At 63.3% G+C, this 25,976-nt stretch carries 30 protein-coding genes; 14 read left to right on the forward strand and 16 right to left on the reverse strand.

What is annotated here, in order from left to right; all coding sequences use genetic code 11:
* Positions 1–2 precede the first annotated feature (2 nt).
* The 7 genes from AC0L2B_RS12855 to sppA form a co-directional block, all read right to left on the reverse strand.
* On the reverse strand, positions 3–854 hold the full coding sequence (locus AC0L2B_RS12855) for a TrmH family RNA methyltransferase (RefSeq protein ID WP_023797437.1): 852 nt from the start codon (positions 852–854) through the stop codon (positions 3–5).
* Complete coding sequence (locus tag AC0L2B_RS12860; protein WP_473510755.1) at positions 855–1,892, reverse strand: RsmD family RNA methyltransferase; 1,038 nt, start codon at positions 1,890–1,892, stop codon at positions 855–857.
* Positions 1,893–1,981: 89 nt separating this feature from the next.
* Positions 1,982–2,467 (reverse strand): DUF1772 domain-containing protein, encoded by a 486-nt coding sequence (locus AC0L2B_RS12865; RefSeq protein ID WP_473745650.1) that lies wholly within the window; start codon positions 2,465–2,467, stop codon positions 1,982–1,984.
* A 270-nt stretch (positions 2,468–2,737) separates the two neighbouring features.
* The gene (lhpI, locus tag AC0L2B_RS12870) at positions 2,738–3,712 is read right to left on the reverse strand and encodes a bifunctional Delta(1)-pyrroline-2-carboxylate/Delta(1)-piperideine-2-carboxylate reductase (RefSeq protein WP_473745596.1); all 975 of its coding nucleotides are present in this window, start codon (positions 3,710–3,712) and stop codon (positions 2,738–2,740) included.
* 134 nt (positions 3,713–3,846) lie between these two features.
* The gene (locus tag AC0L2B_RS12875) at positions 3,847–4,179 is read right to left on the reverse strand and encodes a LapA family protein (RefSeq protein WP_027153064.1); all 333 of its coding nucleotides are present in this window, start codon (positions 4,177–4,179) and stop codon (positions 3,847–3,849) included.
* A gap of 81 nt (positions 4,180–4,260) precedes the next feature.
* On the reverse strand, positions 4,261–4,545 hold the full coding sequence (locus AC0L2B_RS12880) for an integration host factor subunit beta (RefSeq protein WP_023797441.1): 285 nt from the start codon (positions 4,543–4,545) through the stop codon (positions 4,261–4,263).
* A 69-nt stretch (positions 4,546–4,614) separates the two neighbouring features.
* The gene (gene sppA / locus AC0L2B_RS12885) at positions 4,615–5,568 is read right to left on the reverse strand and encodes a signal peptide peptidase SppA (RefSeq protein WP_473745597.1); all 954 of its coding nucleotides are present in this window, start codon (positions 5,566–5,568) and stop codon (positions 4,615–4,617) included.
* Between the two features lie 321 nt (positions 5,569–5,889).
* On the opposite strand from sppA, the gene lptC reads away from it, so the two are divergent.
* The 6 genes from lptC to ptsN all read left to right on the forward strand — a co-directional run bounded on the left by lptC (position 5,890) and on the right by ptsN (position 11,181).
* Positions 5,890–6,603, forward strand: coding sequence for an LPS export ABC transporter periplasmic protein LptC (gene lptC, locus AC0L2B_RS12890; RefSeq protein WP_473521118.1), 714 nt, complete (start codon positions 5,890–5,892; stop codon positions 6,601–6,603).
* On the forward strand, positions 6,590–7,201 hold the full coding sequence (locus AC0L2B_RS12895; protein ID WP_473745598.1) for an LptA/OstA family protein: 612 nt from the start codon (positions 6,590–6,592) through the stop codon (positions 7,199–7,201). The genes lptC and AC0L2B_RS12895 overlap by 14 nt, the downstream gene beginning before the upstream one ends.
* Positions 7,201–8,019, forward strand: coding sequence for an LPS export ABC transporter ATP-binding protein (gene lptB, locus AC0L2B_RS12900; RefSeq protein WP_287230420.1), 819 nt, complete (start codon positions 7,201–7,203; stop codon positions 8,017–8,019). The genes AC0L2B_RS12895 and lptB overlap by 1 nt, the downstream gene beginning before the upstream one ends.
* A 187-nt stretch (positions 8,020–8,206) precedes the next feature.
* Entirely contained in the window at positions 8,207–9,733 is a 1,527-nt protein-coding gene (gene rpoN / locus AC0L2B_RS12905; protein ID WP_473745599.1) for an RNA polymerase factor sigma-54, read from the forward strand.
* Between the two features lie 269 nt (positions 9,734–10,002).
* Positions 10,003–10,587: a ribosome hibernation-promoting factor, HPF/YfiA family gene (hpf, locus tag AC0L2B_RS12910; protein WP_023797447.1), complete on the forward strand. Its 585-nt coding sequence runs from the start codon at positions 10,003–10,005 to the stop codon at positions 10,585–10,587.
* Between the two features lie 129 nt (positions 10,588–10,716).
* Entirely contained in the window at positions 10,717–11,181 is a 465-nt protein-coding gene (ptsN, locus tag AC0L2B_RS12915) for a PTS IIA-like nitrogen regulatory protein PtsN (protein WP_023797448.1), read from the forward strand.
* Positions 11,182–11,269: 88 nt separating this feature from the next.
* Here the strand turns inward: ptsN and AC0L2B_RS12920 are convergent, their stop codons facing one another.
* Positions 11,270–11,527, reverse strand: coding sequence for a BQ00720 family protein (locus tag AC0L2B_RS12920; protein ID WP_023797449.1), 258 nt, complete (start codon positions 11,525–11,527; stop codon positions 11,270–11,272).
* A gap of 63 nt (positions 11,528–11,590) precedes the next feature.
* Positions 11,591–12,016 carry an Hsp20 family protein gene (locus tag AC0L2B_RS12925; protein WP_023797450.1) on the reverse strand — a complete coding sequence of 142 codons (426 nt, stop codon included), beginning with the start codon at positions 12,014–12,016 and terminating at the stop codon, positions 11,591–11,593.
* A 141-nt stretch (positions 12,017–12,157) separates the two neighbouring features.
* Between AC0L2B_RS12925 and AC0L2B_RS12930 the strand changes: the two genes are divergently transcribed.
* Positions 12,158–13,099, forward strand: a complete 942-nt coding sequence (locus tag AC0L2B_RS12930; protein WP_473517544.1) for a nucleoside hydrolase — start codon at positions 12,158–12,160, stop codon at positions 13,097–13,099.
* A gap of 240 nt (positions 13,100–13,339) precedes the next feature.
* Here AC0L2B_RS12930 and AC0L2B_RS12935 read toward each other — a convergent pair whose 3' ends face one another.
* The 5 genes from AC0L2B_RS12935 to AC0L2B_RS12955 form a co-directional block, all read right to left on the reverse strand.
* A complete protein-coding gene (locus AC0L2B_RS12935) occupies positions 13,340–13,954 on the reverse strand; it encodes a LysE family translocator (RefSeq protein WP_023797453.1) in 615 nt (204 codons plus the stop codon).
* A 109-nt stretch (positions 13,955–14,063) separates the two neighbouring features.
* Positions 14,064–15,512 carry an amidase gene (locus AC0L2B_RS12940; protein ID WP_473745601.1) on the reverse strand — a complete coding sequence of 483 codons (1,449 nt, stop codon included), beginning with the start codon at positions 15,510–15,512 and terminating at the stop codon, positions 14,064–14,066.
* A gap of 5 nt (positions 15,513–15,517) precedes the next feature.
* Positions 15,518–16,429 carry a ribokinase gene (locus AC0L2B_RS12945; protein ID WP_473745602.1) on the reverse strand — a complete coding sequence of 304 codons (912 nt, stop codon included), beginning with the start codon at positions 16,427–16,429 and terminating at the stop codon, positions 15,518–15,520.
* 146 nt (positions 16,430–16,575) lie between these two features.
* Positions 16,576–17,454 carry a methylated-DNA--[protein]-cysteine S-methyltransferase gene (locus AC0L2B_RS12950; RefSeq protein WP_091595685.1) on the reverse strand — a complete coding sequence of 293 codons (879 nt, stop codon included), beginning with the start codon at positions 17,452–17,454 and terminating at the stop codon, positions 16,576–16,578.
* Between the two features lie 221 nt (positions 17,455–17,675).
* Positions 17,676–18,170, reverse strand: a complete 495-nt coding sequence (locus AC0L2B_RS12955) for a DUF2244 domain-containing protein (RefSeq protein ID WP_128169892.1) — start codon at positions 18,168–18,170, stop codon at positions 17,676–17,678.
* Between the two features lie 22 nt (positions 18,171–18,192).
* On the opposite strand from AC0L2B_RS12955, the gene nth reads away from it, so the two are divergent.
* A complete protein-coding gene (gene nth / locus AC0L2B_RS12960; RefSeq protein WP_128169893.1) occupies positions 18,193–18,996 on the forward strand; it encodes an endonuclease III in 804 nt (267 codons plus the stop codon).
* On the opposite strand, the gene AC0L2B_RS12965 is transcribed toward nth, so the two are convergent.
* Complete coding sequence (locus AC0L2B_RS12965; RefSeq protein ID WP_236375772.1) at positions 18,990–19,445, reverse strand: DUF2214 family protein; 456 nt, start codon at positions 19,443–19,445, stop codon at positions 18,990–18,992. The genes nth and AC0L2B_RS12965 overlap by 7 nt on opposite strands.
* 181 nt (positions 19,446–19,626) lie before the next feature.
* Between AC0L2B_RS12965 and AC0L2B_RS12970 the strand changes: the two genes are divergently transcribed.
* Positions 19,627–19,827 (forward strand): YdeI/OmpD-associated family protein, encoded by a 201-nt coding sequence (locus AC0L2B_RS12970; RefSeq protein ID WP_473745651.1) that lies wholly within the window; start codon positions 19,627–19,629, stop codon positions 19,825–19,827.
* 200 nt (positions 19,828–20,027) lie between these two features.
* The gene (locus tag AC0L2B_RS12975; protein ID WP_473745603.1) at positions 20,028–20,567 is read left to right on the forward strand and encodes a GNAT family N-acetyltransferase; all 540 of its coding nucleotides are present in this window, start codon (positions 20,028–20,030) and stop codon (positions 20,565–20,567) included.
* A gap of 50 nt (positions 20,568–20,617) precedes the next feature.
* Here the strand turns inward: AC0L2B_RS12975 and AC0L2B_RS12980 are convergent, their stop codons facing one another.
* Entirely contained in the window at positions 20,618–21,391 is a 774-nt protein-coding gene (locus tag AC0L2B_RS12980; RefSeq protein WP_473745652.1) for an IclR family transcriptional regulator, read from the reverse strand.
* A gap of 204 nt (positions 21,392–21,595) precedes the next feature.
* Here AC0L2B_RS12980 and AC0L2B_RS12985 point away from each other — a divergent pair, with 204 nt between their 5' ends.
* The 4 genes from AC0L2B_RS12985 (at position 21,596) to AC0L2B_RS13000 (ending at position 25,967) form a co-directional block, all read left to right on the forward strand.
* Complete coding sequence (locus tag AC0L2B_RS12985) at positions 21,596–22,573, forward strand: Bug family tripartite tricarboxylate transporter substrate binding protein (protein WP_091595596.1); 978 nt, start codon at positions 21,596–21,598, stop codon at positions 22,571–22,573.
* A 129-nt stretch (positions 22,574–22,702) separates the two neighbouring features.
* Positions 22,703–23,239: a tripartite tricarboxylate transporter TctB family protein gene (locus tag AC0L2B_RS12990; RefSeq protein ID WP_473510740.1), complete on the forward strand. Its 537-nt coding sequence runs from the start codon at positions 22,703–22,705 to the stop codon at positions 23,237–23,239.
* A gap of 4 nt (positions 23,240–23,243) precedes the next feature.
* Positions 23,244–24,767 (forward strand): tripartite tricarboxylate transporter permease, encoded by a 1,524-nt coding sequence (locus AC0L2B_RS12995; RefSeq protein WP_091595598.1) that lies wholly within the window; start codon positions 23,244–23,246, stop codon positions 24,765–24,767.
* A 15-nt stretch (positions 24,768–24,782) separates the two neighbouring features.
* A complete protein-coding gene (locus AC0L2B_RS13000) occupies positions 24,783–25,967 on the forward strand; it encodes a CaiB/BaiF CoA transferase family protein (protein ID WP_287196178.1) in 1,185 nt (394 codons plus the stop codon).
* The last annotated feature ends 9 nt before the right edge of the window (positions 25,968–25,976 follow it).

The raw sequence follows: 25,976 nt of genomic DNA on the forward strand, positions 1-25,976 counted from the left end.
GGTCAGGCGCCCTCCGGGGCAAGTTTCAGCGCGCCGCGCCGGATCTCGAACAGCATGATGCCGGTGGCCACCGCGAGATTGAGCGAATCGGCCCGACCGGACTGTGGAATCCGCAGCAATCTGTCGCAGCTTTCGGCCAGGCTTTCGGGCAGGCCCTGCTGTTCGTTGCCCATCATCAGCAGCACCGGGCCTTTGGAAAAGTCGACCGAACGGTAATCGACCGCACCCTTCAGATGTGTGCCGGCAACCAGGCCAGGAAAGCTTTTTCGCCACGCAAGGAAGGCTTCCGGCGTCGCCTTGGCGACCGGCACGGCGAAGATCGAGCCCATCGTGGCGCGCACGGTCTCGACGGAAAAAGGATCGGTGGTCTCGCCGACCAGGATGATGCCCTTGGCGCCAACGGCATCGACGGTGCGGATGACGGTACCGAGATTGCCGGGATCGCGCACGCGGTCGAGCGCCACCCAGACATCGCCGTCTTGAGCGCGGATGTCCTTCAGCGGCAGGAACTTTTGCGAAAAGACGCCGACCACCATTTGCGGGTTGTCGCGGCGGGTGATGGCGACGAGCACTTTTTCCGAAACTTCGAGCACGGTGCCGCCGGCGGCAACCGTGCGTGCCGCGACCTTTTCGACCGCCGCGTTGCCGCGTCCGGCTTTGGCGAAGACCAGCGTCCGGATCGACCAGCCGAGGTCGAGCGCGTCGATGACCAGCTTCAGCCCCTCGGCCATGAATGCGTTCTGCTGGTCGCGGTATTTCTTCAGCGAGAGCGCCTTGATGTCCTTGATCAACGGATTGGCAAGGCTGGTGACTTCCTTCACCTGCCCTGGCGCGCCGGCGTGCCGCTCGCTCATTCAGGCCACCCAGCGCGAAAACAGCGAGGTGGACAGCGCCCGGCCGGCGGATTTCTCGCGGATAATCAGTTCGCCGGATTCGACCGTGCCGCCCATGCCGGCAAAAGTGTCGCGCATCAAGGCGTGGATGGCGAAGAAGGAAGCGCGGATCGAATAGGCGGTCAGCACGACAGCGAGCGGCTTCGGCGTCAGGACCGAGCGGCAGAGGTCGGTCAGAGCAGGCAGATCCTCGAACAATTGCCAGACCTCGCCCCTGGGGCCACGGCCATAGGCGGGCGGATCGAACAGGACGATGTCGTAACGGCTGCCACGGCGCTCCTCGCGCTCAGCGAATTTTAGGGCGTCGTCGACGATCCAACGGATCGGCTTTTGCGACAGGCCCGCCATCTCCTGGTTCTCCCTGGCCCAGCCGATCGCCTTCTTGGAAGCATCGACATGGGTGACCTCGGCGCCGGCGCGCGCCGCCACCAGCGAGGCAAGGCCGGTATAGCCGAACAGATTCAGCACTTTGACCGGCCGCTTCGCCGCCGCGATCAGCCCGGCCATGTGATCCCAGTGCGAGGCCTGCTCGGGGAACACGCCGACATGGCGGAACGAGGTGAAGCGGCCGAGATAATCGATGCCGTCATGCTTCATTGGCCAGGTTTCGCCGAGCGGCGTCCTGGGGAAACGCCAGCGGCCGATGCCTTCCTCGTCGGTGTCGCCGGTGAAAATGGCGTCGGCGCGGTCCCAGTCTTTGGCCGGCAACGCTTTTTGCCAGATCGCCTGGCCTTCAGGCCGAACGATGCGATAGGGGCCGTACTGCTCGAGCTTCTGTCCGGCACCGCTGTCGAGCAACGCGTAGTCGGCGTTGGGCGCGACTTCGAGGATCAGCGGCAGGTGTTCGGCGGGCAGGGCGCCGTCGCGGCGGGAAAGGACGCGCGGCGCGGCTATCGGCTCGGTGCGGTTGCCCGATGCGCCGGTTGCGCGCGGTTCCGCCCCGCCCTTTGCGAGCTGATGCGAGCGGCTGTCGCGGCGTTTGTCGCGAAAAGGTTTCAAGAAGAGCATCTCCTGGGCGACGTGGCCCGCTTCTGCCACAGCACATTCACCGGCGCAACAAACGCAGTCGCCGGACATTTCCGAACCGGTCAGCCGCGCTTGATGAAGAGCAGGGCAGCAACCAGCGATACGAAACCGACGGCCTTGAAGCCGGCGACGATCATATGGCCTGTTTCCCAGCGCAGCCGGATCGCTTCGAAATTCTCCGGAATCGGGCCAGGCACCCAAGTGGCCAGAATATCGTTCGCCGGCTTGACGAGAGCAAACCACATCGCAAGAGACACCGCATAGATCACGGCAGCGGCCAACGCATACCAGAACGCCGGTCGGTCATTGCGCAGCATCCAAGCGAGCAGTCCCGGACAGCCGATCGCGGCCAGGTCCAGTGGCGCGCCAATGACGGCAAACAGCTGGAACTGGGCGTTGAGGACAGTCGTCTCGCGCCAGAGAGAAGGCGACCATTTCGTCAGTCGAGGAGCTGATTCCAGGACATGGGCGAAGGATGGTCCAAGGCTGAGCGCCGCGACAACGGCGGCCAAGATGGACCAGAACAACAGGAACCCGCGTATCTCCATAACGCCCGAACAACGGGGTGACGCCGGAGACGTTCCCCGTCGGAAGGGAGTAAGAAATAAGGCAGTAGGGTAGTAGGGGATAAGGCAGTAAGTGAACAGGGAAAGTATGTCTTGCACGAACCCGCTCGATTGGTACGGCTCCCTACTGCCCTACTGCCCTACTGCCCTACTGCCCTACTGCCCTACTGCCCTACTGCCCTACTGCCCTACTGCCCTACCGCCCTACTGCCCTACTGCCCTACTGCCCTACTGCCCTACTGCCCTACCGCCCTACTCCCCTAACTTCCCCATCGCCTTGTACACCGCAATGCCGGCGGCGAGGTCTTCGAGGGCTGCGCCGACCGATTTGAACAGCGTGATCTCACCGGGGCTCTGCCGACCCTTCTTCTGGTCGCGTGCCAATTCATGAAGGTCGGCGACGATGGCTTGCGCCTCCAGCACGCCCGAGGCCAGCGGCTGGACGATGTCGCCCGCTTCCTTGGTGGCGCCGGCCCGGGTGTCGACGTAGACGCGGGCGCGCGCAATCGCATCGTCGTCGCTTTCGCGCATGGCCGGCGTGAAGCCGCCGACCAGATCGACATGGGTCCCCGGCTTCAACAGCGCGCCCTTGATCAGCGGCGTGGTCGTGATCGTCGCCGACGAAACGATGTCGGCCTGGCCGAGTTCGGCGTCGAGATCGCTCGCGGCGGTTGCCGCAAAGCCCTCGGCGCGCAACTCCGCCGCAACCTTTTCGGCATTGGCCGGCGTGCGGTTCCAGATGCGGATGGCGGTGATCGGCCGCACCGCGCAATGCGCCCTGGCGAGGAACGGCGACAGCGCGCCGGCGCCGACCACCAGCAACCGCGAAGCGTCCTCGCGGGCCAGATAGGAGGCTGCCAGCGCCGAGGCGCAGGCCGTGCGCCACTGCGTCAGCCGCTGGCCGTCGATCATGGCTTCAGGCTCGCCGGTCGCACCGTCGAGCAGGAGGTAAAGCCCCATCACAGCGGGTTTGCCCACGGCGTTGTTGTCGGGCGACACGGTGACGATCTTGACGCCGATATGGCCGCCTGCCGACGAGCCGGCGGCATTGAAGTCGGTCCAGGCCGGCATCAGGAGCAGGGTCGAGGCCGCGCCGTCGGGCCGTTCGATCGTATGGTGGTGCCTGACCGGCTGTACCGCGCCATCGCGAAAAGCCGCGCGCAGCGTTTCGACCAGGCCGGGAAAGGTCAGCGCCTGATCGACCTCGGCCGCCGAAATGCTCAACATAAGAAACTCCGTCGAGAGAAATACGCCTGACGCATGACCGCGAAATCAGAAGCGATTTTCTGCAAAGATCATGCGCAATCAAAAATGGTACAGCGTCCTTTGCGCGCCCAAAAAGGACGCGCGGCGGTTCCGGCTCAGCCCGTCGGCTTCGGCAAGGAGGGGCCTTGTTGCGCGGCCGGTGCCCGGCTGACCGCCTGGCGCAAGTTCTCGGCCTCGACGCCGCGCTGGCGCGCCAGCTTGCGATAGCGGCCCTGCTTGATCCAGGTCGCCAGGCTACCGACGATCATGCCGATGGCGAGGGCCAGGAACAGGAAGATGAAAAGCGGCAGCGTCATCGTCAGCGCCGGATTGCCGGGGTTGAATGGGTCCAGGGTGAAGGCAACCGGATCGCGGTTGGCGACCGCCAGCGCAATCAGAATGACGGCCAGCGGCACGAAGACCACGATGAGCATGAAACGATTGAACATAGAATTTCCTGTCGAAGGCGGGCTCTACCAAAGGCCGGCCCTACTGAAAAGGCCGGCATGGCGCATGAGCCCGCGCGGCGCTTATTTGCCGCTGTTCAGCCTTTCACGCAATTCCTTGCCGGTCTTGAAGAACGGCACCCATTTCTCCTCGACCTCGACGGATTCCCCGGTACGCGGATTGCGGCCGGTGCGGGCGGGGCGGTTTTTCACCGAGAAAGCGCCGAAACCGCGCAGTTCGACCCGGTTGCCTTCGGCAAGCGCGTCGGTGATCTCGTCGAAAATCGCGCCGACAATGTTTTCGACGTCACGCAGGAAAAGGTGCGGGTTGCGTGTGGCGATGATCTGCACAAGTTCGGATTTGATCATGAGAAGGCTCCCCGTGAAAACACTGCGGTCAAATTATGAGGATGATTTTATTTGCTTTTTTCACTCGTCTCAAGGGTGCCAGACGGAAACCAGACCGTCAAGAAACAAGCGATCGGCACCAAGTTCGTGAATGATGTCGCCGCCATAGTCGGGCAGGCCGAGCGCACTGCCGATGGTTCGTGCCATCGCCTTCGAGAACAGGAAGCCGCCGCTTTCCGCGTCCTTCCACTCCACCACCTTGAGCTTGGCGTCGATGCCCTTGGTTGCGAGCCAGTCGATCGCTTCGGTCTCGCCGCCGACCGCGTCGACCAATTTGTTGGCAACGGCCTGCCGGCCGGTGAAGATCGATCCGTCGGCCAGCGCCAGCGCCTCCGGTTTGGTCATCTTGCGGCGTTCGGCGACGATGCCGACGAACCAGTCGTAGCTGTCGAGGATGAGCTTGCGGACCATGGTGCGCTCGTCGTCATTGGTCGGCTTGAAAGGCGATGGCGAAGCTTTCAACGGCGAGGATTTCACTTCCTCGAGCTTGACGCCGAGTTTGTTCATAAGGCCGCTGACGTCCGGATACTGGATCAGCACGCCTATCGAGCCGACAATCGACGATTTGCGCGCGACGATATGATCGGTCGCGGTAGCGATCATATAGCCCGCCGATGCGGCCAGCGTGCCGACCTGGGCCACCACCGGCTTCTCGGCGGCCAGCTTGCGCACTGCCTCGTAGATCGATTCGCCGCCGACGGTGGTGCCGCCAGGTGAATCGATCGACAGGATTACAGCTTTCACCCTCGAGGATTGACGGATGGCGTCCAGTTGCTTGATCAGCTCGTCGTCTTCGGTGATGGTGCCCTCGATCTTGACCTTGGCGATATGGTCGATCGCCGCGCCAGTGAAGTCATCGCCGTAAATCCAGGTCGAAAAGGCAATCAGCCCGGCTGCTGCGACAACAAGCGCTGCAACGCGCCAGAATGTCAGCTTGCGGCGCAAGCGGCGGCGGTCGATCAGGTCGTCGGCTCTCAGTACCATGGTCAGCCTCATAGTCGGTGGGAGCAGATGCTTTTAAAGCAACCGCCCGCGCCCGGCTACCGATTCCTGACGAGCTTGCGCCAAAGACAAGGTCTCGACGTTGGCGAGACGGCGTTTCGAGAGAACATAAAAGACCAATCCACAGCCCCTAACGCTGTCGGCCCGTATCTGGTATGACGTGCAAGTTGTGCCGGTTTCATTTTCGTTTGTGCAACAGCAACCGTCACACTTTTGCGGTTTTCCTCCGCTTGTGCTTGCTTGAGGGCGCCGGCATCCCACCTATAGGGGTGCTTGGCGGCAGGGGTTTAGAAGAAAGCAGTTATGTTAGCGCGACCGATCGAACCGACCAACACCGAGACGGAGTTGGCTTCCCCGGACGTAGGCCCGGCGCGAGTCGACGCCTTCGGCATCGCCCAGCGCCATTCGCGCCGCGTGCGTATCTTGAAGCTGGCGGTGCCGCTGGCCGCTGCCGCGATCGCGGTCGCCGTCCCGGTCTATTCCTATCTCGTGGCACCTGGCTCAATCCAGGTCCAGGCCGACGCCAGCGCGTTCGCCAATGGCAAGCTGGTGATGGCCAACCCCAAGCTCAACGGGTTCACCAAGCAGAAACTGCCCTATTCCATGACGGCTTTGCGCGCCATACAGGACGTGAGCCAGCAAGGCATCATCAATCTGGAAGGCATCGACGCCAAGCTGCCGATATCAACCGACAATGTGGCGGCCATCAATGCCCCGCACGGTAGCTTCAATCGCGATGGCAACACGATGAGCCTGACCAGCGATGTCACCATAACCACCACAGATGGCCTGGCGGCAAAGTTCAAATCGGTCTTTCTCGACATGGGCAAAGGCACTATGAAGACGAACGATCCGGTCGACGTCAGCCGTGGCGGGTCGCGGATTACCGCGGATTCGATGTCTGTCCAGGACAACGGCAAGATCGTGGTTTTCGAGAACAGAGTGCGTGTCAACATCGATCCCGCCAGCTTGAAGGCGGCAGAGGCAATGAGCGGAGAATCCAATGCGGTTCAGTAGTTCGACACGGCTCGTGGCCGCGGCTTCGGCGTTGCCGGCTATTGGGCTGGCTTTGGGGCTGGCTTTGGGGGCGCCGCCGGCTCTGGCGCAGTCCAGGACCACCAGCCAGCTGTCGGGCCTCAAACTGTCCGGCGACAAGCCCATCCAGATCGAAAGCGACAAGCTCGAGGTCCGTCAGGCGGACAGCGTCGCGGTGTTCACAGGCAATGTAAACGTCGTCCAGGGTCCGACCTTGCTCAAGGCCGGCAAGATGACGGTCTATTACGTCAAGGACCCGGACGCTGCCGCCAAGGGTGAGCAGGCCTCGGGTGCCGCGATGACCGGCTCGGCCGACATCGACCGTCTGGAGGTCGCCAACAAGGTCTATATCAAATCGGACGACCAGGTCGCCACGGGCGACAGCGGCACCTTCGACATGAAGACGGAAGTGCTGGTGCTTTCAGGCAGCAAAGTCGTGCTCTCGCAAGGCGACAATGTACTGGTCGGCTGCAAGCTGACCGTGCAGATGAAGAGCGGTCTGGCCCAGGTCGACCCCTGCGGCGGTGGACGCGTCATGATGTCGATCACGCCGCCGAAGTCGGGAGCGGCGAACCCCTGATGGTCGACGTAGCATCGCTGTTGGCGCGTCTTCCAGGACGCGCCGCCAGCAAACTTGCGGCACCGGCCGCGATTAGCCTCGATCAGGTAAAATTCAAGGGAACCCTGATCGCCAAAGGGCTGACCAAAAGCTACAAGGGCCGCAAAGTCGTCAGTGGCGTGACGATCGGCGTGCGCGCCGGTGAGGCGGTCGGGCTGCTCGGCCCCAACGGCGCCGGCAAGACCACCTGCTTCTACATGGTCACCGGCCTGGTGCCGGTCGACGAAGGCACGATCGAAATCGACGGCTTCGATGTCACCTCTATGCCGATGTACCGCCGCGCCCGCCTTGGCATCGGCTACCTTCCGCAGGAGGCGTCGATCTTTCGCGGCTTGAGCGTCGAGCAAAACATCCGTGCCGTGCTCGAAGTGGTCGAGAAGAGCCGCAAGGAGCGCGAACGCATTCTCGACGAACTGCTCGAGGAGTTTCACATCAGCCATCTGCGCAAGGCCCCGTCGCTGTCGCTTTCCGGCGGCGAGCGGCGGCGCCTTGAAATCGCGCGCGCCCTGGCGACCCGCCCCGCATACATGCTGCTCGACGAGCCTTTCGCCGGCATCGATCCGATCGCCGTCGCCGACATCCAGCAACTCGTGCGCCATCTGACGGCGCGCGGCATCGGCGTGCTCATCACCGATCACAATGTCCGCGAGACGCTCGGCCTGATCGACCGCGCCTACATCATCCATGCCGGCCAGGTGCTGACCCATGGCCGGGCCGACGAAGTGGTCGCAAACCCGGATGTGCGGCGGCTTTATCTCGGTGAGGGGTTTACACTCTAAGCGTGAAAATTTCTGTCCAGACGCGGTTTTTGACGCGAGACAGAGCTTTTTCTTCGATTTCTCGTCGGAATACGCACGGACAGGCGAGTTTTGATCGCCGTCGCCTTGACAAGCAAAAGCCGGGCCAGTTTCTATGCCGAACTCCTTCCGGCAGTCCGATGCGTAGACAGGGCGTTTGAACCGAACCATGGCGTTGGCGGCAAAACTACAGCTACGACAGTCCCAGTCGCTGGTGATGACGCCGCAACTCATGCAGTCGATACGGCTGCTGCAGTTCACCCACATCGAGCTGGAACGCTTCATCGACGACGAGATCGAGCGCAATCCTTTGCTCGAGCGCGCCGAGCCGCAAGACGATGCCGTCAGCGACCAGGCGCAGAAGATCGATGCCGCGCCGGAAACGGCCACCGCCGGCGACTGGTTCGAGAAGGAAACGGCGTGGAGCGCCGAGGCGATCTCGGAAAAGCTCGATACTTCGCTGGAAAACCTGTTTCCCGACGACCCCGGCACCAGCGAGCGGCTCGGTCCCGACCTGACGGCCCAGTGGAAATCGGCATCCGGCAACGGTTCCGCATCCTCTTCCGACGGTTTTGACGTCGGAGACATGGCGGCCGGAGCCATCACGCTGCGCGAGCATGTCGCCGAGCAGATCGCGCTTGCCTTCGCCGACCCGGCAGCACGCCTGATCGCCAGCGAACTGGCCGATGGCCTCGACGAGGCCGGCTACATGCGCGCCGACATGGCTGAGATCGCCACCCGTCTCGGCACCGACAGAGCGGCGGTGGCAAATGCGCTCGCAGTCTGCCAGACATTCGAGCCCACCGGCCTCTTTGCCCGCGACCTTGCCGAATGCCTGTCGCTGCAGCTTGCCGTCCGCGACCGTCTCGACCCTGCGATGAAGGCTTTGATTGCCAATCTCGAACTCCTTGCCCGGCGCGATTTCCAGACCCTGAAACGGATTTGTGGGGTCGATGAGGAGGATCTGCTCGACATGCTGGCCGAGATACGTGCGCTCGATCCGCGCCCGGGGATGGCGTTTTCGGGCGGCGCCAGCGACGCTATCATCGCCGATGTCGAAGTGCGTGCGGCCAATGACGGGAGCTGGGTGATCGAACTCAACCCCGAAACGCTGCCGCGCGTGCTGGTCGACCATATCTATTTCGCTCGGGTTTCGCCGCATGCGAAAAATCAGACGGAAAAGGATTTCCTGGCGGAGTGCCTGCAAAACGCCAATTGGCTGACGCGCAGCCTCGATCAGCGGGCGAAGACTATCCTCAAGGTTGCCTCAGAAATCGTGCGCCAGCAGGATGCCTTCCTCGTCCATGGCGTGCGTCACCTGAGGCCGCTCAACCTGCGCACGGTGGCCGACGCCATCGGCATGCACGAATCGACCGTCAGCCGGGTCACCGCCAATAAATACATGCTGACGCCGCGCGGCGTGTTCGAGCTGCGCTATTTCTTCACCGCCTCGATCGCTTCGTCGGGTGGCGGTGACGCGCATTCGTCTGAAGCGGTGCGCGACCGCATCAAACAGTTGATCGACGAGGAGAAACCTGCCGACGTGCTTTCCGACGACGCGATTGTGGATATGTTGCGGGAAAGCGGCGTTGATATCGCCAGGCGCACGGTCGCCAAGTATCGGGAGGGCATGAATATTCCCTCGTCGGTGCAGCGGCGGCGTGAAAAACGCGCTTTGGCCAGCGCCGGACGTTGATCTCCGACGGAATTTTCGACAGCTTTCGCACTTCATTGACAAGCCGCAATGAAGTGGCTAGAAGCCCGCCCGCATGGGACGGGCTACTGCCCGCATGCGGATGGTCCGTCACGACGTTGGCCACGGGACGGTCAAGAAGGCGGCTTGTGATCAATCGGAAAAGTTCGGATTTAAAATCGGCGCAAGTGACGCCGCAAAGCTTGTGCGCTCAGACCACGGGTATAAACTCGGGACAGTTTGAAGCCTGAGCAAGGAAGGTCAGTATTCAGATGACGCTGCGCATATCAGGAAAACACATGGATATCGGCGATGCGTTCCGTACGCGCATCAACGACCGTGTCGGAGAGGTGATCGGGAAATATTTCGATCGGGGCTTTTCAGGGCAAATTGTAGTCGTCAAATCGGGATCGCGCTACACGGCCGATTGCATGATCCGGCTGGATTCCGGCGCTTCGCTGCAGGCGACCGGTGAAGCGCAGGACCCGACGCTCGCTTTCGAGGCGGCGGCGGATCGCCTCGAGACCCGCCTTCGCCGCTACAAGCGTCGGCTGAAGTCGCATAATTCAGGCAACGCCAATGGCGAACCCACCGACGTCGCCTATACGGTGATGGCGCCGCTTGCCGACGATGACGAGGAAATGCCGGAGAATTTCGCGCCAGCCATCGTCGCCGAATCAACCATGACGCTGCGGACCATGTCGGTGGCGTCAGCGGTGATCGAACTCGACACCAAGGACAGCCCGGTCCTCGTCTTCCGCAACGCCGGAAACGAGCATCTCAATATCGTCTATCGTCGGCCGGACGGAAACATCGGCTGGATCGACCCGTCTACGACCAAGGTCGCGCAGGGCTAACGGCCAAGGCCGCACTGGGCTGACGGCCAGGGCCGCAGCGGGCTGACGGCCAAGGCCGCACTGGGATAAGGCACCAGCCGCACGCGAGAGTGAGGGCTGGCGACGGCAGGCGAACAAGGGATTTCAAGTATGGACCTGAGCGATCTTATCAACGTTCCGGCAATCTTGCCGGCGTTGAAGGCGAACTCCAAGAAGCAACTGCTGCAAATGCTGTCCGAAAGGGCGGCGGCAATTGCCGGCATTCCGGAACGGGAGGTGTTCGACACCATCCTGCAGCGTGAACGGCTGGGCTCGACCGGTGTCGGCAACGGCATTGCCATTCCGCATGGCAAGCTGGCCGGGGTGAAGCGGATCGCGGGGGTTTTCGCCCGGCTGGAGACGCCGGTCGATTTCGAGGCGCTGGACGACCAGCCGGTCGATCTGGTGTTCCTGCTTTTGGCGCCCGAAGGCGCCGGCGCCGACCATCTCAAGGCGCTGTCGCGCATCGCGCGGGTGCTGCGCGACGCCGACACGGTGGCCAAGATCAGAGGCACCCGCGACGCCGCCGCGATCCATGCGCTGTTATCGGATACACAAGCCTCGCACGCGGCCTGAGTTTTTTCGATCAGTTCGGTTAAAGGGCCGCCGCGAGCGGCCCTCGTTCTAACCAGATCGCTGCGCCGTCTTGTTAGTGGATGGCGACTTAGTGGATCGCGACGGGGGTCAGGTCGTTTTCCAGGGCGCCGGCCAGCGCCCGCTCGCGAGCGTCGGAAAGCAGGATCGGCTGACCGTTGGCGGCAAACAGGGCCCACAGTTCCAGCCCGGGCGCGATTTCGCCGAGGCCTGGGAAACGGCCGCGCAGATCGTCGCTCGAGATTTTCCTGAGATAGGCGACCGAGCCTTCGCCGAGATGGGCGAATTCGCCGCTGGTCATGATAAGGTTTTCGTCAGTTCTGGTCATTTAAGCCTCCGTGCAGCGAGGACCCCGTTCAAGGCCGCCTCGCATGAGAGCAATCGGTAAAAATCAGTCTTTCACCGATATGTTTATTTTCCGTACCAGCCGTTCGGACTCGGGCCGATCGAGATCGATCGACAAAAGACCGTTCTTCAGCTCCGCCGCGATCACCCGCATGCCGTCGGCCAGCACGAAACAGCGCTGGAACTGGCGCGCGGCAATGCCGCGGTGCAGAAATTCGCGCTCGGTGTCATCGTTCTGACGGCCGCGCACGACCAACTGGTTCTCCTCCGTGGTCACATCGAGATCGTTTTCGGCGAAACCGGCGACAGCGAGTGTGATACGCAGCCTTTCGGCCTTGCCGTCGGCACCGCTGAGGCGCTCGATGTTGTAGGGAGGGTAGCTGTCACCCGACTTCGCCAGACGCTCCAGGGTCTTTTCCATGGCGTCGAAACCCAGGAGAAGCGGGCTGGAAAAAGGCGTCATTCGGCTCATGTTACACTGTCCTCTCAAGAGCGACATAAACTGGAAAAACCCGTATGGCATTTTTCCCGATGGTCTTGATATGGTCCGCCCGGCGGTCGAGTTCAAGCCGTCAAAATCCCCGCCCAAAAAGACTCCCTAAAAGGAATTGAAATGCCCCAATCCCGCAAGATCATCATCGACACGGATCCCGGCCAGGATGATGCCGTCGCCATATTGCTGGCGCTCGGCAGCGCCGAGCTGGAGATCGTCGGCATGACCGCCGTCGCCGGCAACGTGCCGCTGAGACTCACCGAAAAGAATGCACGCAAGATCTGCGAGCTGGCCGGCCGGCCTGACATCAAGGTCTATGCCGGCGCCATCCGGCCGCTGGCGCGCGAACTGGTAACCGCCGAGGAGGTGCACGGCGAGACCGGACTCAACGGTCCGCAATTGCCCGAACCGACAATGGAGCTGCAGGACCAGTACGCGGTCGATTTCATCGTCGAGACGCTGATGAAGGAAGAGAGCGGCACGATCACCCTGTGCGCGCTCGGTCCGCTCACCAACATAGCGCTGGCGCTGATCCGCGAGCCGAAGATCGCGCCGCGCATCAAGGAAATCGTGCTGATGGGCGGCGGCTTCTTCGAAGGCGGCAACGTCACCCCGACCTCCGAATTCAACATCTATGTCGACCCGCATGCCGCCGATGTCGTATTCAAATCCGGCATTCCGATCGTCATGATGCCGCTCGACGTCACCCACAAGGCGCTGACCACGGCCAAGCGCACCCAAGCCTACCGCAAGCTCGGCACCAGGGTCGGCACGGCCACGGCGGAGATGCTGGAATTCTTCGAACGATTCGACGAAGCGAAATACGGCACCGACGGCGGTCCGCTGCATGACCCTTGCGTCATCGCCTATCTGTTGAAACCCGAGCTGTTCAGGGGCCGCAACTGCAACGTCGCTGTGGAAACCGCCTCGGAACTCACCATGGGCATGACCGTGATCGACTGGTGGGGCGTGACCAAACGGCCGAGCAACGCCATGGTGATGCGCGACATCGACCACGATGCGTTGTTCGCGCTGCTGCTGGAAAGGCTGGGCCGGCTTTAGGGCTGCTTCCTTCTCTCCTTGTGGGGCCTTGTGGCCCGAAGGGCGGGCGAGGCCCGTGACTCGCCCCGGGCGGGGGATCTGCGTGCAGCGCCGAGACGGTTGAGGGTGTTGGCCGGAGCGCTGTTGGTGCCAAGCTGGAACACCCCTCATCCGGCCGCGGAGCCTGTCCTCGGGCTTGCCGGAGGCAAGACCCGTGGGCGGCCACCTTCTCCCACGAGGGGAGAAGGAAAAGAGTGCCGCTCACTTCGCCTTTGAAAATGCCAGCCACAGGCCGCCGCCGACCAGAAAACTGCCGCTTATCCGCGACAGCAGCTTGACGCGGCCGGCCGAAAGCAGGCGTCCGGCGCGGCCGGCGGCCAGCGCGTAGGTCGAATCCGATACGGCGGCGAAGATCATGGCGGTGAGACCCATGACGCCGATCTGCAACCCATGGTTGCCGTCAGGGGCGATGAACTGCGGAAAGAAGGCGCCGAAGAACACCAGCGTCTTGGGATTGCTGATCGCCACCAGCAGGCCCTGCAGGAAGAAGCCGCCGCGCGGTGTCTTCGCCGATCCGTCGGCGTTCAGCTTGCCCTTGGAGCGGAACATCTGCACACCCATCCAGATCAGATAGGCGGCACCGATCAGCCTGACCCATTCGAACCAATGGCCCATTCCCGCGATCAGCGAGGTCAATCCGATGCCGACAATGGCGATCATGATCGCCAGTCCGGCCTGTGTGCCGGCGACGTTGGCGAGGCCGGCGCGAGAGCCATGGCGGATGCTGTTGGCGATGATCAGCGTGACCGTCGGTCCGGGTACCAGGATGATGACAAGGCAGGCGACGAGATAGGTGGCATAGAGTTCCAGCGACATGGTTTCCTCAACAGTATGCGGCTTTGCGACACGGCTGACCGCGATCAATGCATGACAGTAACGCGGGTGCAAGCCGGCAAGAGATGTCGCTGGCAACCTTGACCTGGATTTAGGCTCCAGCCAGCCACGGCAGCGTCGTCTCGTAGGCTGCCGCCGCTTTCAGCACGGCCATGTCGCCGCGCGGCCGCCCGATCAATTGCATGCCCATCGGCCTGCCGCTGCCATCGAAGCCGGCCGGCACGTTGACCGCCGGGCAGCCGCCCAGCGTGGCGAGCGCTGACACCTGCATCCAGCGGTGATAGCTGTCCATGGCACGCCCGGCCACCTCCCTGGGCCAAGGAGTACCGACATCGAAGGGAAAAACCTGCGCAGTCGGCAGCGCAATCAGGTCGAATTGGTCGAAGAGTGACAGCAACGTTCGATGCCACGACGAGCGCCTCACCGTGGCGGCGTGGATCTGCGGTGCCGTGAGTTGCAGCGCCTGTTCCACCTCCCACACGGCCTCCGGCTTCAGAAGAGCGCGTTTCAAGGGATCGTCGTAATGCGCCTTGAGCGCACAACCGCTGCTCGCCTGGCGCAGCGTCACGAAGGCCTGCCACAGCGCTTCGAAATCGAAATCCGGCACCAGCGCTTCGGTCTGAAAGGATGCCGCGGCGAACCGGCCGAGAGCGGCCTCGCAAAGACTAAGGATGCCGGGTTCGACCGGCAGATGACCACCGAGATCGCCGAGCCAGGCGATGCGGCCGCCGGCCGTCGGCGTTTGCAGCCCCTGCAGGAAGCAGCCCTGTTTGTGATGCGAGAGTGGCGCGCGAGGGTCGTAGCCAGCCTGCTCGTCGAGCAGCAACGCCATGTCGCGCACGCTGCGGCCCATCGGTCCTTCGACGCCCATCTGTGCGTGGAAGACGTCAAGCTCGGGGCCGGCCGGGACAAGCCCCTGCGACGGACGGAAGCCATAGACGTTGTTGTAGGCGGCCGGGTTGCGCAGCGAGCCGCCAAAGTCGCTGCCGTCGGCGACAGGCACCATGTCGAGCGCCAGTGCGACCGCCGCGCCGCCGCTCGAGCCGCCGGCGGTCAAGGCCGGGTCGAAAGCATTGAGTGTCGGGCCGAACACCGTGTTGTAGGTATTGGAGCCCAGGCCGAATTCGGGAACGTTGGTCTTGCCGATGATGATGGCGCCGGCCTTGCGGATGCGCTCGACGAAATAATCGTCTTCCTGCGGCACGAAATCGGCAAAGATCGGCGAGCCGAAGCTGGTCCTGAGGCCCTTGGTCTGCGCGAGATCCTTGATGGCGATCGGCAGGCCGAACAGCGGTCCGGCATGCCCAGCATGCGCCAGATGGGCGTCTGCCCTGTCGGCCTCGCGCAAGATGTCGGCACGGTCGCGCGGCGAGACGATGGCATTGACCAGCGGGTTTACCGCATCGATCCGGTCGAGGAATGCCGTCGCCACCTCGCGCACCGACAACCGGCGGCGCCGGATCGCCTCGGCAAGATCCATGGCGGACAGGCGGCAGATATCGCCGGCAGGCGGCACGGCGTGTTTTGTGGCCGGACGCATGGCTCTCACCTGGCTGGCGTGTCTTGGAGCGCCGCCTCGACGTCCTTCGCCAGCGGGATCGCCGGCTGGGCGCCGGGCTTCAGGCAAGCGAGCGAACCAGCGGCTGCAGCACGGGCGAGCGCCTGGTCGAGCGGCAGGCCCGATGACAGCCCGGCGGCGAAATAGCCGCAGAACGTGTCGCCGGCGCCGACCGTATCGACCGGAGTGACGTTCAACGCCGGAACCATCAGGAGATCGGCTGGCGTGGCGGCCAGAACGCCGTCACCGCCGAGCGTGACGACGATTGTGCGACCGGTCGTCCCCGCGAAATCGCGCATCCGCGCCGGGCGATCGCGGCCGCTCAGCGACAGCGCCTCGCCATAGAGGTCGAATTCGGTTTCGTTGGCGACGACATAGTCGGCCTTGCCGAGGAAGGCGGCCGCCTCTGCGCGGAACGGTGCCGTGTTGAGCACGGTAACCGCGCCTGCCGCCCGTGCTGCGTCAAGTGCTGCATCGACAGTCTGCAGCGGGATTTCCTGCTGCAGGAGCACGACATCGCCCTTCTTCATGAAAGCCTTGGAGAGGTCGCCTGTGACGACCGAATCATTGGCACCCGGCACCACGGCAATGACATTCTCGCCGTCGTCGGCGACCATGATCAAGGCCGTGCCGGTCGAGGCGAAGGTTTCACCGACACCGGACAGGTCGATCTTGCCGTCCCGCAACAGCGCCAGCGCTTCGGTGGCGAAATTGTCCTTGCCGACCGCGCCGACCATGCGCACCTTGGCGCCGGCACGCGCGGCGGCCAGCGCCTGGTTGGCGCCCTTGCCGCCGGGTGCGGTGGCGAAACCGGAGCCACGGACCGTCTCGCCCGGTGCGGGCAAGCGGTCGACATTGGCGATAAGGTCGAGGTTGATCGAGCCGACAACGATTATCAAGTGGTGCCTCCCTGCTGACTTCGGGAAGCTACTCCGTAAGGCCGCCGCTTGCCAGACCGCGCGATCTAATCGCGTCAGGTTTGAACGCGCTTCTCAGCGCAACTCCAGGCGTCGGCGGTGCCGACATCGACAATTGGCGCGCGATTTCAGGATCCGACCTGTCCCGCTTCCCAGCCAAGGATGGCGCGTTTGCGCGTCAGGCCCCAGTGGTAGCCTGTGAGCGCGCCGGACTTGCCGAGAGCCCGGTGGCACGGCACCACGAAGGACATCGGATTGGCGCCAACCGCGGCACCCACCGCCCGGCTGGCGCTCGGTGCGCCGATGCCGGCGGCGATCGAGGAATAGGTGCAGGCCTTGCCCATCGGGATGCGCAGCAGGGCCTCCCAGACGCGGACCTGGAAGTCGGTGCCGATCAAGACGACGCGCAGCGGCTGGTCGGCGCGCCACAGTGCCGGGTCGAAGATGCGCGCCGCATAGGGCGCCGTCGCGGCCATGTCCTCGACATAGTTTGCGTTCGGCCAGCGGCCGGACATGTCGGCAAAGGCTGCGCGCTCGTCGCCGGCATCGCTGAAGGCGAGGCCGGCAAGCCCACGATCTGTGACCATGATCAGGGCGATGCCGAAAGGCGAGATATGATAGCCGTAGCGGATCGTCAGCCCGGCGCCGCGCGTCTTGTAGTCGCCCGGCGACATCGCCTCGTGGGTGACGAAAAGGTCGTGCAACCGGCCGGGGCCTGACATGCCGACCTCGAAAGAGGCCTCGAGCAGCGGCATGCCGGAATCGAGCAGTTTGCGCGCATGGTCGAGCGTGACCGCCTGCAGAAACGCCTTGGGCGACAGGCCGGCCCAGCGAGTGAAGAGCTTCTGCAACCCGGTCGGCGTCTCGCCGACTTCCTCCGCCAATATTTCGAGCGACGGCTGGTCACGATAGTCAAGGCTGATCTTCTCGATCGCGCGCCGAACAACTTCGTAGTCACCGCCTTCGGGTGTGATGTCTTTCTTCAGAATAGCTGTCTGTGCGTTCATCGGGCCATCTCCTTGATCGTGAATATCGTCCTTCGCGGCTCCGATCACCACCCGAAACTTGCCTTCTCGTCATGTGCATCCAGATAGATTTGGCTTCGAGCAAGGAGCCGACGATGGCTAGCGAAAACGTGCATCCGACCAAGGAGAAGTAGACGCTGCCGATTGCCGTTTATGGCAAGGCACCGCAGAACCGGTTCGCGAACGAGGCGGTTCGCTCACATTCAGCGCGCTTTCGCGATCGCCAGGGCGCGCGAAAAGGCTGACGCAAAGCTCTCGCGGTCATCGGGATTGAGGAAGCCGCCGATCGGCACATTCTGGCCTTGTGCTTCCACCGCCATCCTGGTGATGCCGATTTCGGCGTGGCGGGCGACCGAAAAACGCGCCCAGAACGGATTGAAGCGATGGGCTTCCGATTTGCCTGATGGCGCGGTCTTGCGGATGTCGAGGCTGGTGCGCGAGACCGACACTTCCTCACGGGCGCGGGCGGCACGATAATTGGCGCGAAAGGCGATGTAGACGGCGATGACGTCGAGACCCAGGAAGCCGAACACCGGCCAGGCGCCGCGCGACAGGAAAAACGCTCCGGTGACCAACGAGCCGAACAGCAGAGCGCCCATCAGGATGGCAAAGCCGGTTTTGCCCAGCGAGCGATGCGGTATCAGCAACGCCTGGAAGAATGGCTCGTCGGCCTGAAATGAGGCGTTTGTGTCGCTCATGCCGGGATATTATAGGAAGGGGATGACGAGCCCCAAGTCCAAAAATTCCTCTACACCCAAAAATGAACTGCTCCCCGGCCGACGCGACGGCGCGAACGCCAAACCGCGTGCCCGGCCGGTGCGGTCCGATTCGCGCTACAGCCCGGCCGAAGTGCACGAGATTTTCCGACGCTTTTCCGTTCAGCGGCCCGAGCCGAAGGGCGAGCTCGAACACATCAACGCCTTCACGCTGCTGGTGGCGGTGGTGCTTTCGGCACAGGCGACCGATGTCGGCGTCAACAAGGCGACGCGGGCGCTGTTCAAGGTCGCCGACACGCCGCAAAAGATGCTGGCTCTCGGCGAAGCCAAGGTCGGCGACTATATCCGCACCGTTGGGCTCTGGCGCAACAAGGCCAAGAACGTCATCGCGCTGTCGGAGGCGCTGATCCGCGATCATGGTGGCGAGGTGCCCGACGACCGCGATCAATTGGTCAAGCTGCCGGGCGTCGGGCGCAAGACCGCCAATGTCGTGCTCAACATGGCCTTCGGCCAGCACACCATGGCGGTCGACACGCATATCTTTCGCATCGGCAACCGGCTGCGGCTGGCGCCCGGCAAGACCCCGGAACAGGTCGAGCAGGGGCTGTTGAGGATCATTCCGGACGAATACATGCGCCATGCGCATCACTGGCTGATCCTGCATGGCCGCTATGTCTGCAAGGCGCGCAAACCGGATTGCCCGATCTGTGTCATCGCCGACATCTGCAAGGCCGAGGAGAAGACGAATGATGTTCCGGCGCCGCTGGTCGAAATTGCGCCGCTCGAACCGGTAAGCGAAATTCAGTAGCCGTAGCCGCGCGCCATCGCCGCGGCGAAGACCGGGATCAGCAGGAAGATCAAGGCTTCGGCGCGGACATAAGTTCGAACGGATGCAAGTTGTGCCGCCGGCACTTGAAAGCCGGGGCTGGCCGAGGCCTGCCTGCTCCAGGACGCAAAGCGGACCGTCGGGATGATCGACAGCAGCCCGACGGTGACGAAGGCCGCCATCTTTGCCCAGAATACCCAGTTGTAGACGTAGAATTCCCAACCTTTCAGGCCGTAGATGACGCGTCCGATGCCGACAACGATGATCAGCATGGCGATGATGCCGTAATGGCGATCGATGCCGACAAGCCGCCGAAGCGTCGCGGCGGGCAGATCGCCGCGGATCAGGACAAATTCGGCGCCGATGATGCCGGCCAGTGAAAACACCAGCAGATGATGAAAGATGGCAAGCAGAAGATCGGTGGTATCCATGCCCTTTTCCCTCCGTCGGACGGCACAGCGGACGCTGAATCAGTTCATGCGAAGGGTAGCATCGTTCGACAAGATTCCCATGCCGGAGCTGGTGTTCGCGACTACGTCCCTGCGTTGTTGACGCCAAATCCTGACAAACTAAATTTTGCCCATGACCAGGCTGAAACGCGCCTTGAACCCGATGCCGGACGACATTCGAACCGCTTTGACAAAGCAAGGATTGATGGCGGCCTATGATGACAGACCGGATTATCAGAAGAACGACTATCTCGGCTGGATCGCTCGTGCCAAACGCGCCGAGACAAGACATAAGCGGCTCGACCAGATGCTGGACGAGTTGAAGCGCGGCGGCGTCTACATGAACATGCCCTGGCGCCGCTGAAACCGCGCTTTTCGGGTCACAGTTTCCCTCGCTCGAAGCGCCTCGACCTCGTTTTTCGCGCTGGAAGATGATCTGCGCTGTCCTGGCTCTTGTTGGACATTTGGGCGACATGCATGAGGCACCGGCAAACAACCACTTTGAATTTGCGCATGACCCTTCGGAAGCGGTTTTTCCGCGATCATGCGTGGCGAGGCAGAGTTATGGGAAATCCAGGAGCAGCCAGTGCACCGGTCATCGAGACGAAGCGAACCATCTTGCGGCCACACCAGCTCGATGATTTCGATGCCTATGTTGCCATGTGGGCCGATCCGGACGTCACCCGCTTCATCGGCGGCAAGCCGCGCACGCGCGAGGAAAGCTGGATGCGCTTCCTGCGTCATGCCGGCCTGTGGTCGCTGCTGGGCTACGGCTTCTGGGCGATCGAGGACAAGGCATCCGGCCACTTCATCGGCGAGGCCGGCTTCCACGATCTGAAGCGCGACATGGTGCCGTCGATCGAAGGCGTTCCGGAAGCCGGTTGGGCGCTGGTCCCGAGCGCACATGGCCAAGGGTTCGCCAGCGAAGTCGTCGGACGGGCTCTCGCCTGGGGCGACGAGGCATTCGGGCGTGCAAGGACTGTCTGCATCATCGATCCGGAAAACTCCGCTTCGCTGAGCGTCGCGGCCAAATGCGGCTACAGCGAAGTGTTGCGGACCACCTATCACGACGACGCGACGATCCTGCTGGAACGGCAGCCCTAGGGGGTGCGGCCTGTCATCCGGTGGTTCTGATCGGGCCGAATCGAGGCTTTCTAGGCCTGCCGCTTCAGCACCGGGCCTTCCGCTTCGGCCTTTAGGGCCGCCTGTTCGATCATAGAGGCGTCTTCGCCGAAAGCGCGGGTGGCGCGCGCGGCCGCCTCGATCAGCGGATTTTTCATGCGCTGCAGAAAGGCCGCGTCGACGCGCGTGCTCGGGCCGGACAGCGTCAACGCACCGAGCAGGATGTGCCCCGGCCCGAACACTGGTGCCGAGACGCCCGCCGTCTCGGGGTCGCGATCGCCGACCGACAAACAATGGTAGGTTTTGCGGATCGTCTCGTATGGTTCGCCCTGCTGACCGGAAAACGCCGCAAGCACGCGGCCGCCTGTGCCGGCCAGCAGGGGCAGCACGTCGCCTTCCCGGATGGTGTAGCGGATGGGATGCTTGGACTCGACGCGGTAAAGACAGGTGCGCACGTCGCCCGAACGGACATAGAAGGCGACGCTTTCCCAGCTTCGCTCGGCCAGATCGCGCATGATCGGCAGCAGGATGTCGATCGCCACCACCGAACGCTGGTATAGGGCGCCCAGCCGAAAGGTGGCAGGGCCGACACGGTAGCGGCCGTCGTCGAGACGCTCCAGCAATTGCCCGCGCAGCAACGAGTTCGCCAGCCTCAGGATCGTGCTCTTGTAGAGGCCGGTGCGCGCCGCGATTTCGGCCAGGCTGAGCGAACGGTCGGCAGCAGCGAAAGCATCGAGGATGGCGATGGCTCGGTCGAGCGCGGCAACGCCGTTGGTCGACGCAGGCTTGGATTGTGTTACGGTTATCCGCTTGACCACGTCGTTCCGTTCCCAGTTGGACAGAAGGGCCGATCGGAACAATTGTGCCGCATCCGGACAGTTCTGTCCAGCAGAATGCCATTCCGGTTGACAGAACGATGCAAAGACTGCATGAATTTTTGTCGAGCGGGTCTGAATTCAGGCTACGTTGCTGGCAGGCACCGGAGGAGGTGTCGTGATTGGAGGAACCCCATGCTGAACAGACGCAGATTTTTAACGAGCACCGCCGCTGCCGGCGCCGCCGGTTTCGCAGCGTTGCATCTCTCGCCCGCTTTCGCGCAGGACGCACCGCAGATCCAGATCTTTGTGCCGGCAGCGCCCGGCGGCGGCTGGGACCAGACGGCGCGCACGATGGACCAGGTGCTGCGCAGTGAGAAGCTGATCTCCGGTTCGCAGATCACCAATGTCGGCGGCGCCGGCGGCACAGTCGGCCTGCCGCAATTCATCAGCCAGTGGAACGGCAAGGGCAATTCGCTGATGGTTGCCGGCATGGTCATGGTTGGCGCCATCATCGCCAACAAATCGGCCAATAATCTCACCGAGGTCACGCCGATCGCCCGCCTCACCGGCGAATTCGAGGCGCTGGTGGTGCCGGCGGCTTCGCCGTTCAAGACAGCAGCGGATTTCGTCGCCGCCCTCAAGGCCGATCCGACCAAAGTGCCGGTGGCTGGCGGTTCGGCCGGCGGCTCGGACCACATATTGTTCGGTCTTATCGCCAAGACGGCCGGTGTTCCGGCAGCCAACCTCTCCTACGTGCCGTTCGCCGGCGGCGGCGAGGCATTGTCGGCGCTTCTCGGCAACCAGGTCGCGGCCGGCATCTCCGGCTACGGCGAGTTCTCCGAACAGGTCAAGGCAGGCGCGCTTCGGCTGCTTGCCATTTCCGCGGACAAGCGCCAGGAAGGCATCGACGCACCGACGATGAAGGAAGCCGGCATCGATGTTGAACTGTTCAACTGGCGCGGCGTCTTCGCACCGCCGGGCGTTTCCGACGCCGACAAGGCGGCGATGATCACGCTGGTCGAGACGATGGCCAAAAGCGAAGCCTGGGCCACCGAATGCAAAAACCGCAACTGGACGCAGATCCTGCTCACCGGCGACGACTACGCGAAATTTCTCACCGAAGACACGGCTCGGATCGCAGCCATCCTCAAGGACCTCGGCCTTGCCTGATGTCCCCGGAGAGGGGCGGTCCGCACTGCCCCTTTCCGATGTTCGCCAGCCGCATGGACATACGATCCGGCGCGAGTGAAACTGCGATGAGGTCGGCCGTGGGAGACCGGCTATCCAGGGAGGACGATCATGAGCACCAGCGACCAGCAGGCGGCGCGGCCGCGCCTTGCCGTGCCCGAATTGCTGATCGGCATCGGGCTTCTTGCCTGCGCCTGCGCAGTGGCCTGGCAGACTCTGTCGATTCCGGTGTCGCCGCTCTACTCCAAGGTCGGCCCGACCGTCTTCCCCTACATCACCATGGTCGGCATGACGGTCCTTTCCCTGCTGCTGATCGTCGCCGCTCTGCGGGGCGGCTGGCAGCCGGAGGAAGAAAAGGAAACCCCGACCGACTGGAAGGCGATGGGCATCGTCGCCGTCGGACTGGTCGCGAATCTTGTTCTGATCCAGCCGCTTGGCTTCACCGCAGCCTCGGTGATCATGTTCGTTCTCATCTGCCACGGATTCGGCAGCAGACATCCGCTGCGTGACGTGCTGCTTGGCCTGATCCTGGCGCTTGCCGCCTATTTCGGCTTCGCCAGGGCGCTCGGCGTCAACATCGGCGCCGGCTTCATCGAGAACCAGCTGAACACGGGCCTCGATTCCATTATCCGTATGTTGAGAGGCTGAAGCCATGGAAACGCTTGGCCATCTCGCGCACGGATTTTCGGTCGCCTTTACGCCGGTCAATCTCATGTGGTGCCTGCTCGGCACGACACTGGGGACAGCGATCGGCGTGCTGCCAGGCCTCGGACCGGCGCTGACCATCGCCCTGCTTTTGCCGATCACCTACCAGGTGGCGCCGGAAGCGTCCTTCATCCTGTTTGCCGGCATCTATTACGGCGCCATGTATGGCGGTTCGACGACATCGATCCTGCTCAACACGCCGGGTGAAAGCGCGACCATCGTCACTGCGCTGGAAGGCAACAGGATGGCCCGTTCCGGCCGCGGCGGCGCTGCACTTGCCACCTCGGCGATCGGCTCCTTTGTCGCCGGCACACTCGGCACGCTGGGGGTCGCCTTCCTGGCCCCGGTCGTCGTCAAATTCGCGCTGTCCTTCGGCCCGGCCGAATATTTCTCGCTGATGGTGCTGGCCTTCATCACGGTTTCGGCGGTGCTCGGCTCGTCGTCGGTTCGTGGCCTGACCAGCCTGTTCATCGGCTTCGTCATCGGCATGATCGGCGTCGACCTGCAGACCGGGCAACCGCGCTTCACCTTCGGCATGAGCCAATTGCTCGATGGCGTCGACGTGATCGTCGTCGCCGTCGGCCTCTTTGCGGTCGGCGAGACGTTCTACATGGCCTCGCGCCGCTATGCCGGCAAGGACGAGATCGTGCCGCTGAAGGGCTCGCTCTACATGACGGCGGCCGAATGGGCACGCTCGTGGAAGGCTTGGCTGCGCGGCGCCCTGCTCGGCTTCCCGATCGGCGCGCTGCCGGCCGGCGGCGCCGAAATCCCGACCTTTCTGTCCTATGCAATCGAGAAAAAGCTCTCCAAACACAAGGAGGAGTTCGGCACGGTCGGCGCCATCGAAGGCGTTGCCGGGCCGGAAGCCGCCAACAACGCATCGGCCGCCGGCGTGCTGGTGCCGATGCTGACGCTTGGGTTGCCGACCTCGGCGACGGCCGCGATCATGCTGTCGGCCTTCCAAAGCTATGGCATCAATCCCGGGCCGATGCTGTTCATGACGCAGGCCAATCTGGTCTGGGGGCTGATCGCCAGCCTGTTCATCGCCAACATCATTCTCGTCATCCTCAACCTGCCGCTGATCGGGTTGTGGGTGCGGCTGCTGAAAATCCCGGCGCCGCAGCTCTATGCCGGCATCCTGGTGTTCGCCACGGTCGGCACCTACGGAATTTCTCAGTCGCCGACCGACCTCGTCATCCTCTATCTGCTCGGCGGGGCCGGGTTCCTGATGCGGCGCTTCGATTTCCCAACGGCGCCGGTCATCATCGGCATGATCCTCTGGCCGCTCGCCGAAACGCAGTTCCGCCGCGCGATGACCATCTCGAACGGCGACTGGTCGGTGTTCTACAAACATCCGCTGTCGCTGACACTGCTGACGCTGGCGTTCATCGGGCTGATCGGGCCGCATGTCTACGCTTACATCGAACGCCGCCGCATGCGTGGACCGGAACACGTGCCGGGCGATGCCTGACCTGTTTGTGACATCATGACCGATCTGCTGTCCGGCATCCGCGTCCTCGACCTGACCAATGTTCTGGCTGGCCCCTACTGTGCCTATCAGCTGGCGCTGCTCGGGGCCGATGTGATCAAGGTCGAGGCGCCGCAAGGCGGCGATCTGGCGCGCCAGCTCGGCGGCTCGCCGGAACTCAACAGCACCGGCATGGGCGCTTCGTTCCTGGCGCAGAACGCCGGCAAACGATCGGTGGTGCTCGATCTCAAGAAAGAGGCCGATCGCGAACGCTTCCTCGATCTGGTCGCCTCCGCCGACGCGCTGGTCGAGAATTTCCGCCCCGGCGTGATGGATCGGCTGGGGCTCGGCTATGCCAGGCTGAAAGAGGTCCGCCCCAGTCTTGTCTATTGCGCGATTTCGGGCTTCGGCCAGACCGGGCCGATGCGCGACAATCCGGCCTACGACCAGATCATCCAGGGTCTTTCGGGCATCATGAGCATCACCGGCACAGCGCAGACCGCGCCGCTGCGTGTCGGATACCCCGTCGCCGACACGCTGGGTGGGCTGGTCGGGGCGTTCGCCATCACGGCGGCACTTGTGAAGCAGAAGACGACAGGCGAGGGCGCTTTCCTCGATGTGTCGATGCTCGAATGCACGCTTTCCGCGCTGGGCTGGCCGGTCTCCAACTATCTGACGGCAGGCGTCGAGCCGCAGCCGATGGGCAACGAGAACATGACGGCGGCACCTTCCGGCACGTTTCGCACCGGCGACGGTCTGCTCAACATCGCCGCCAACAAGCAGGAGCAGTTCGTCACGCTCTGCCGGCTGGTCGGGCTGCCGGAGCTGGCGTCGGACCCGCGCTTTGCCGAGCGCGAGACGCGCAAGCGCAACCGCATCGCCTTGAAGGCGCTGATCGAGGATGCCCTGGCGAACAGCTCGGCCGCAGCCTGGGAGGAGACGCTCAATCGCGCAGGCGTGCCGGCGGGCAGGGTGCTGACGATCCCGCAGGTGCTGGCCGAGCAGCAAGTGATCGAGCGCGACATGACCACCCGTTTCGATAGCATGCCGAACATCGACCGGCCGCTGACCGTCGTGCGCGGCGGGTTCATGGTCGATGGTGCAGCACCGTTGCCGACCAAGCCGCCGCCGGCGCTGGGCGAGCATATGGACGAGGTGTTTGCCAGTCTGCCGCCGCGCGTCAAGAAAAGGGCGCAGGCATGAGCGACTCGA

The sequence above is a fragment of the Mesorhizobium sp. WSM4815 genome (assembly GCF_055811575.1).

What these genes read in the sequence shown, in the direction of transcription:
- AC0L2B_RS12865 (WP_473745650.1), bottom strand. Translation starts at nt 2,467, where the DNA reads ATGGAGATACGCGGGTTCCTGTTGTTCTGGTCCATCTTGGCCGCCGTT.
- AC0L2B_RS12955 (WP_128169892.1), bottom strand. Translation starts at nt 18,170, where the DNA reads ATGAGCGACACAAACGCCTCATTTCAGGCCGACGAGCCATTCTTCCAG.
- AC0L2B_RS12990 (WP_473510740.1), top strand. Translation starts at nt 22,703, where the DNA reads ATGAGCACCAGCGACCAGCAGGCGGCGCGGCCGCGCCTTGCCGTGCCC.
- AC0L2B_RS12965 (WP_236375772.1), bottom strand. Translation starts at nt 19,445, where the DNA reads ATGGATACCACCGATCTTCTGCTTGCCATCTTTCATCATCTGCTGGTG.
- sppA (WP_473745597.1), bottom strand. Translation starts at nt 5,568, where the DNA reads ATGGTACTGAGAGCCGACGACCTGATCGACCGCCGCCGCTTGCGCCGC.
- AC0L2B_RS12975 (WP_473745603.1), top strand. Translation starts at nt 20,028, where the DNA reads ATGGGAAATCCAGGAGCAGCCAGTGCACCGGTCATCGAGACGAAGCGA.
- hpf (WP_023797447.1), top strand. Translation starts at nt 10,003, where the DNA reads ATGACGCTGCGCATATCAGGAAAACACATGGATATCGGCGATGCGTTC.
- AC0L2B_RS12940 (WP_473745601.1), bottom strand. Translation starts at nt 15,512, where the DNA reads ATGCGTCCGGCCACAAAACACGCCGTGCCGCCTGCCGGCGATATCTGC.
- AC0L2B_RS12995 (WP_091595598.1), top strand. Translation starts at nt 23,244, where the DNA reads ATGGAAACGCTTGGCCATCTCGCGCACGGATTTTCGGTCGCCTTTACG.
- rpoN (WP_473745599.1), top strand. Translation starts at nt 8,207, where the DNA reads ATGGCGTTGGCGGCAAAACTACAGCTACGACAGTCCCAGTCGCTGGTG.
- AC0L2B_RS12970 (WP_473745651.1), top strand. Translation starts at nt 19,627, where the DNA reads ATGCCGGACGACATTCGAACCGCTTTGACAAAGCAAGGATTGATGGCG.
- lhpI (WP_473745596.1), bottom strand. Translation starts at nt 3,712, where the DNA reads ATGTTGAGCATTTCGGCGGCCGAGGTCGATCAGGCGCTGACCTTTCCC.
- AC0L2B_RS12935 (WP_023797453.1), bottom strand. Translation starts at nt 13,954, where the DNA reads ATGTCGCTGGAACTCTATGCCACCTATCTCGTCGCCTGCCTTGTCATC.
- lptB (WP_287230420.1), top strand. Translation starts at nt 7,201, where the DNA reads ATGGTCGACGTAGCATCGCTGTTGGCGCGTCTTCCAGGACGCGCCGCC.
- AC0L2B_RS12880 (WP_023797441.1), bottom strand. Translation starts at nt 4,545, where the DNA reads ATGATCAAATCCGAACTTGTGCAGATCATCGCCACACGCAACCCGCAC.
- AC0L2B_RS12895 (WP_473745598.1), top strand. Translation starts at nt 6,590, where the DNA reads ATGCGGTTCAGTAGTTCGACACGGCTCGTGGCCGCGGCTTCGGCGTTG.
- AC0L2B_RS12950 (WP_091595685.1), bottom strand. Translation starts at nt 17,454, where the DNA reads ATGAACGCACAGACAGCTATTCTGAAGAAAGACATCACACCCGAAGGC.
- AC0L2B_RS12985 (WP_091595596.1), top strand. Translation starts at nt 21,596, where the DNA reads ATGCTGAACAGACGCAGATTTTTAACGAGCACCGCCGCTGCCGGCGCC.
- AC0L2B_RS12925 (WP_023797450.1), bottom strand. Translation starts at nt 12,016, where the DNA reads ATGAGCCGAATGACGCCTTTTTCCAGCCCGCTTCTCCTGGGTTTCGAC.
- lptC (WP_473521118.1), top strand. Translation starts at nt 5,890, where the DNA reads ATGTTAGCGCGACCGATCGAACCGACCAACACCGAGACGGAGTTGGCT.
- AC0L2B_RS12930 (WP_473517544.1), top strand. Translation starts at nt 12,158, where the DNA reads ATGCCCCAATCCCGCAAGATCATCATCGACACGGATCCCGGCCAGGAT.
- AC0L2B_RS12920 (WP_023797449.1), bottom strand. Translation starts at nt 11,527, where the DNA reads ATGACCAGAACTGACGAAAACCTTATCATGACCAGCGGCGAATTCGCC.
- AC0L2B_RS13000 (WP_287196178.1), top strand. Translation starts at nt 24,783, where the DNA reads ATGACCGATCTGCTGTCCGGCATCCGCGTCCTCGACCTGACCAATGTT.
- AC0L2B_RS12875 (WP_027153064.1), bottom strand. Translation starts at nt 4,179, where the DNA reads ATGTTCAATCGTTTCATGCTCATCGTGGTCTTCGTGCCGCTGGCCGTC.
- nth (WP_128169893.1), top strand. Translation starts at nt 18,193, where the DNA reads ATGACGAGCCCCAAGTCCAAAAATTCCTCTACACCCAAAAATGAACTG.
- AC0L2B_RS12855 (WP_023797437.1), bottom strand. Translation starts at nt 854, where the DNA reads ATGAGCGAGCGGCACGCCGGCGCGCCAGGGCAGGTGAAGGAAGTCACC.
- ptsN (WP_023797448.1), top strand. Translation starts at nt 10,717, where the DNA reads ATGGACCTGAGCGATCTTATCAACGTTCCGGCAATCTTGCCGGCGTTG.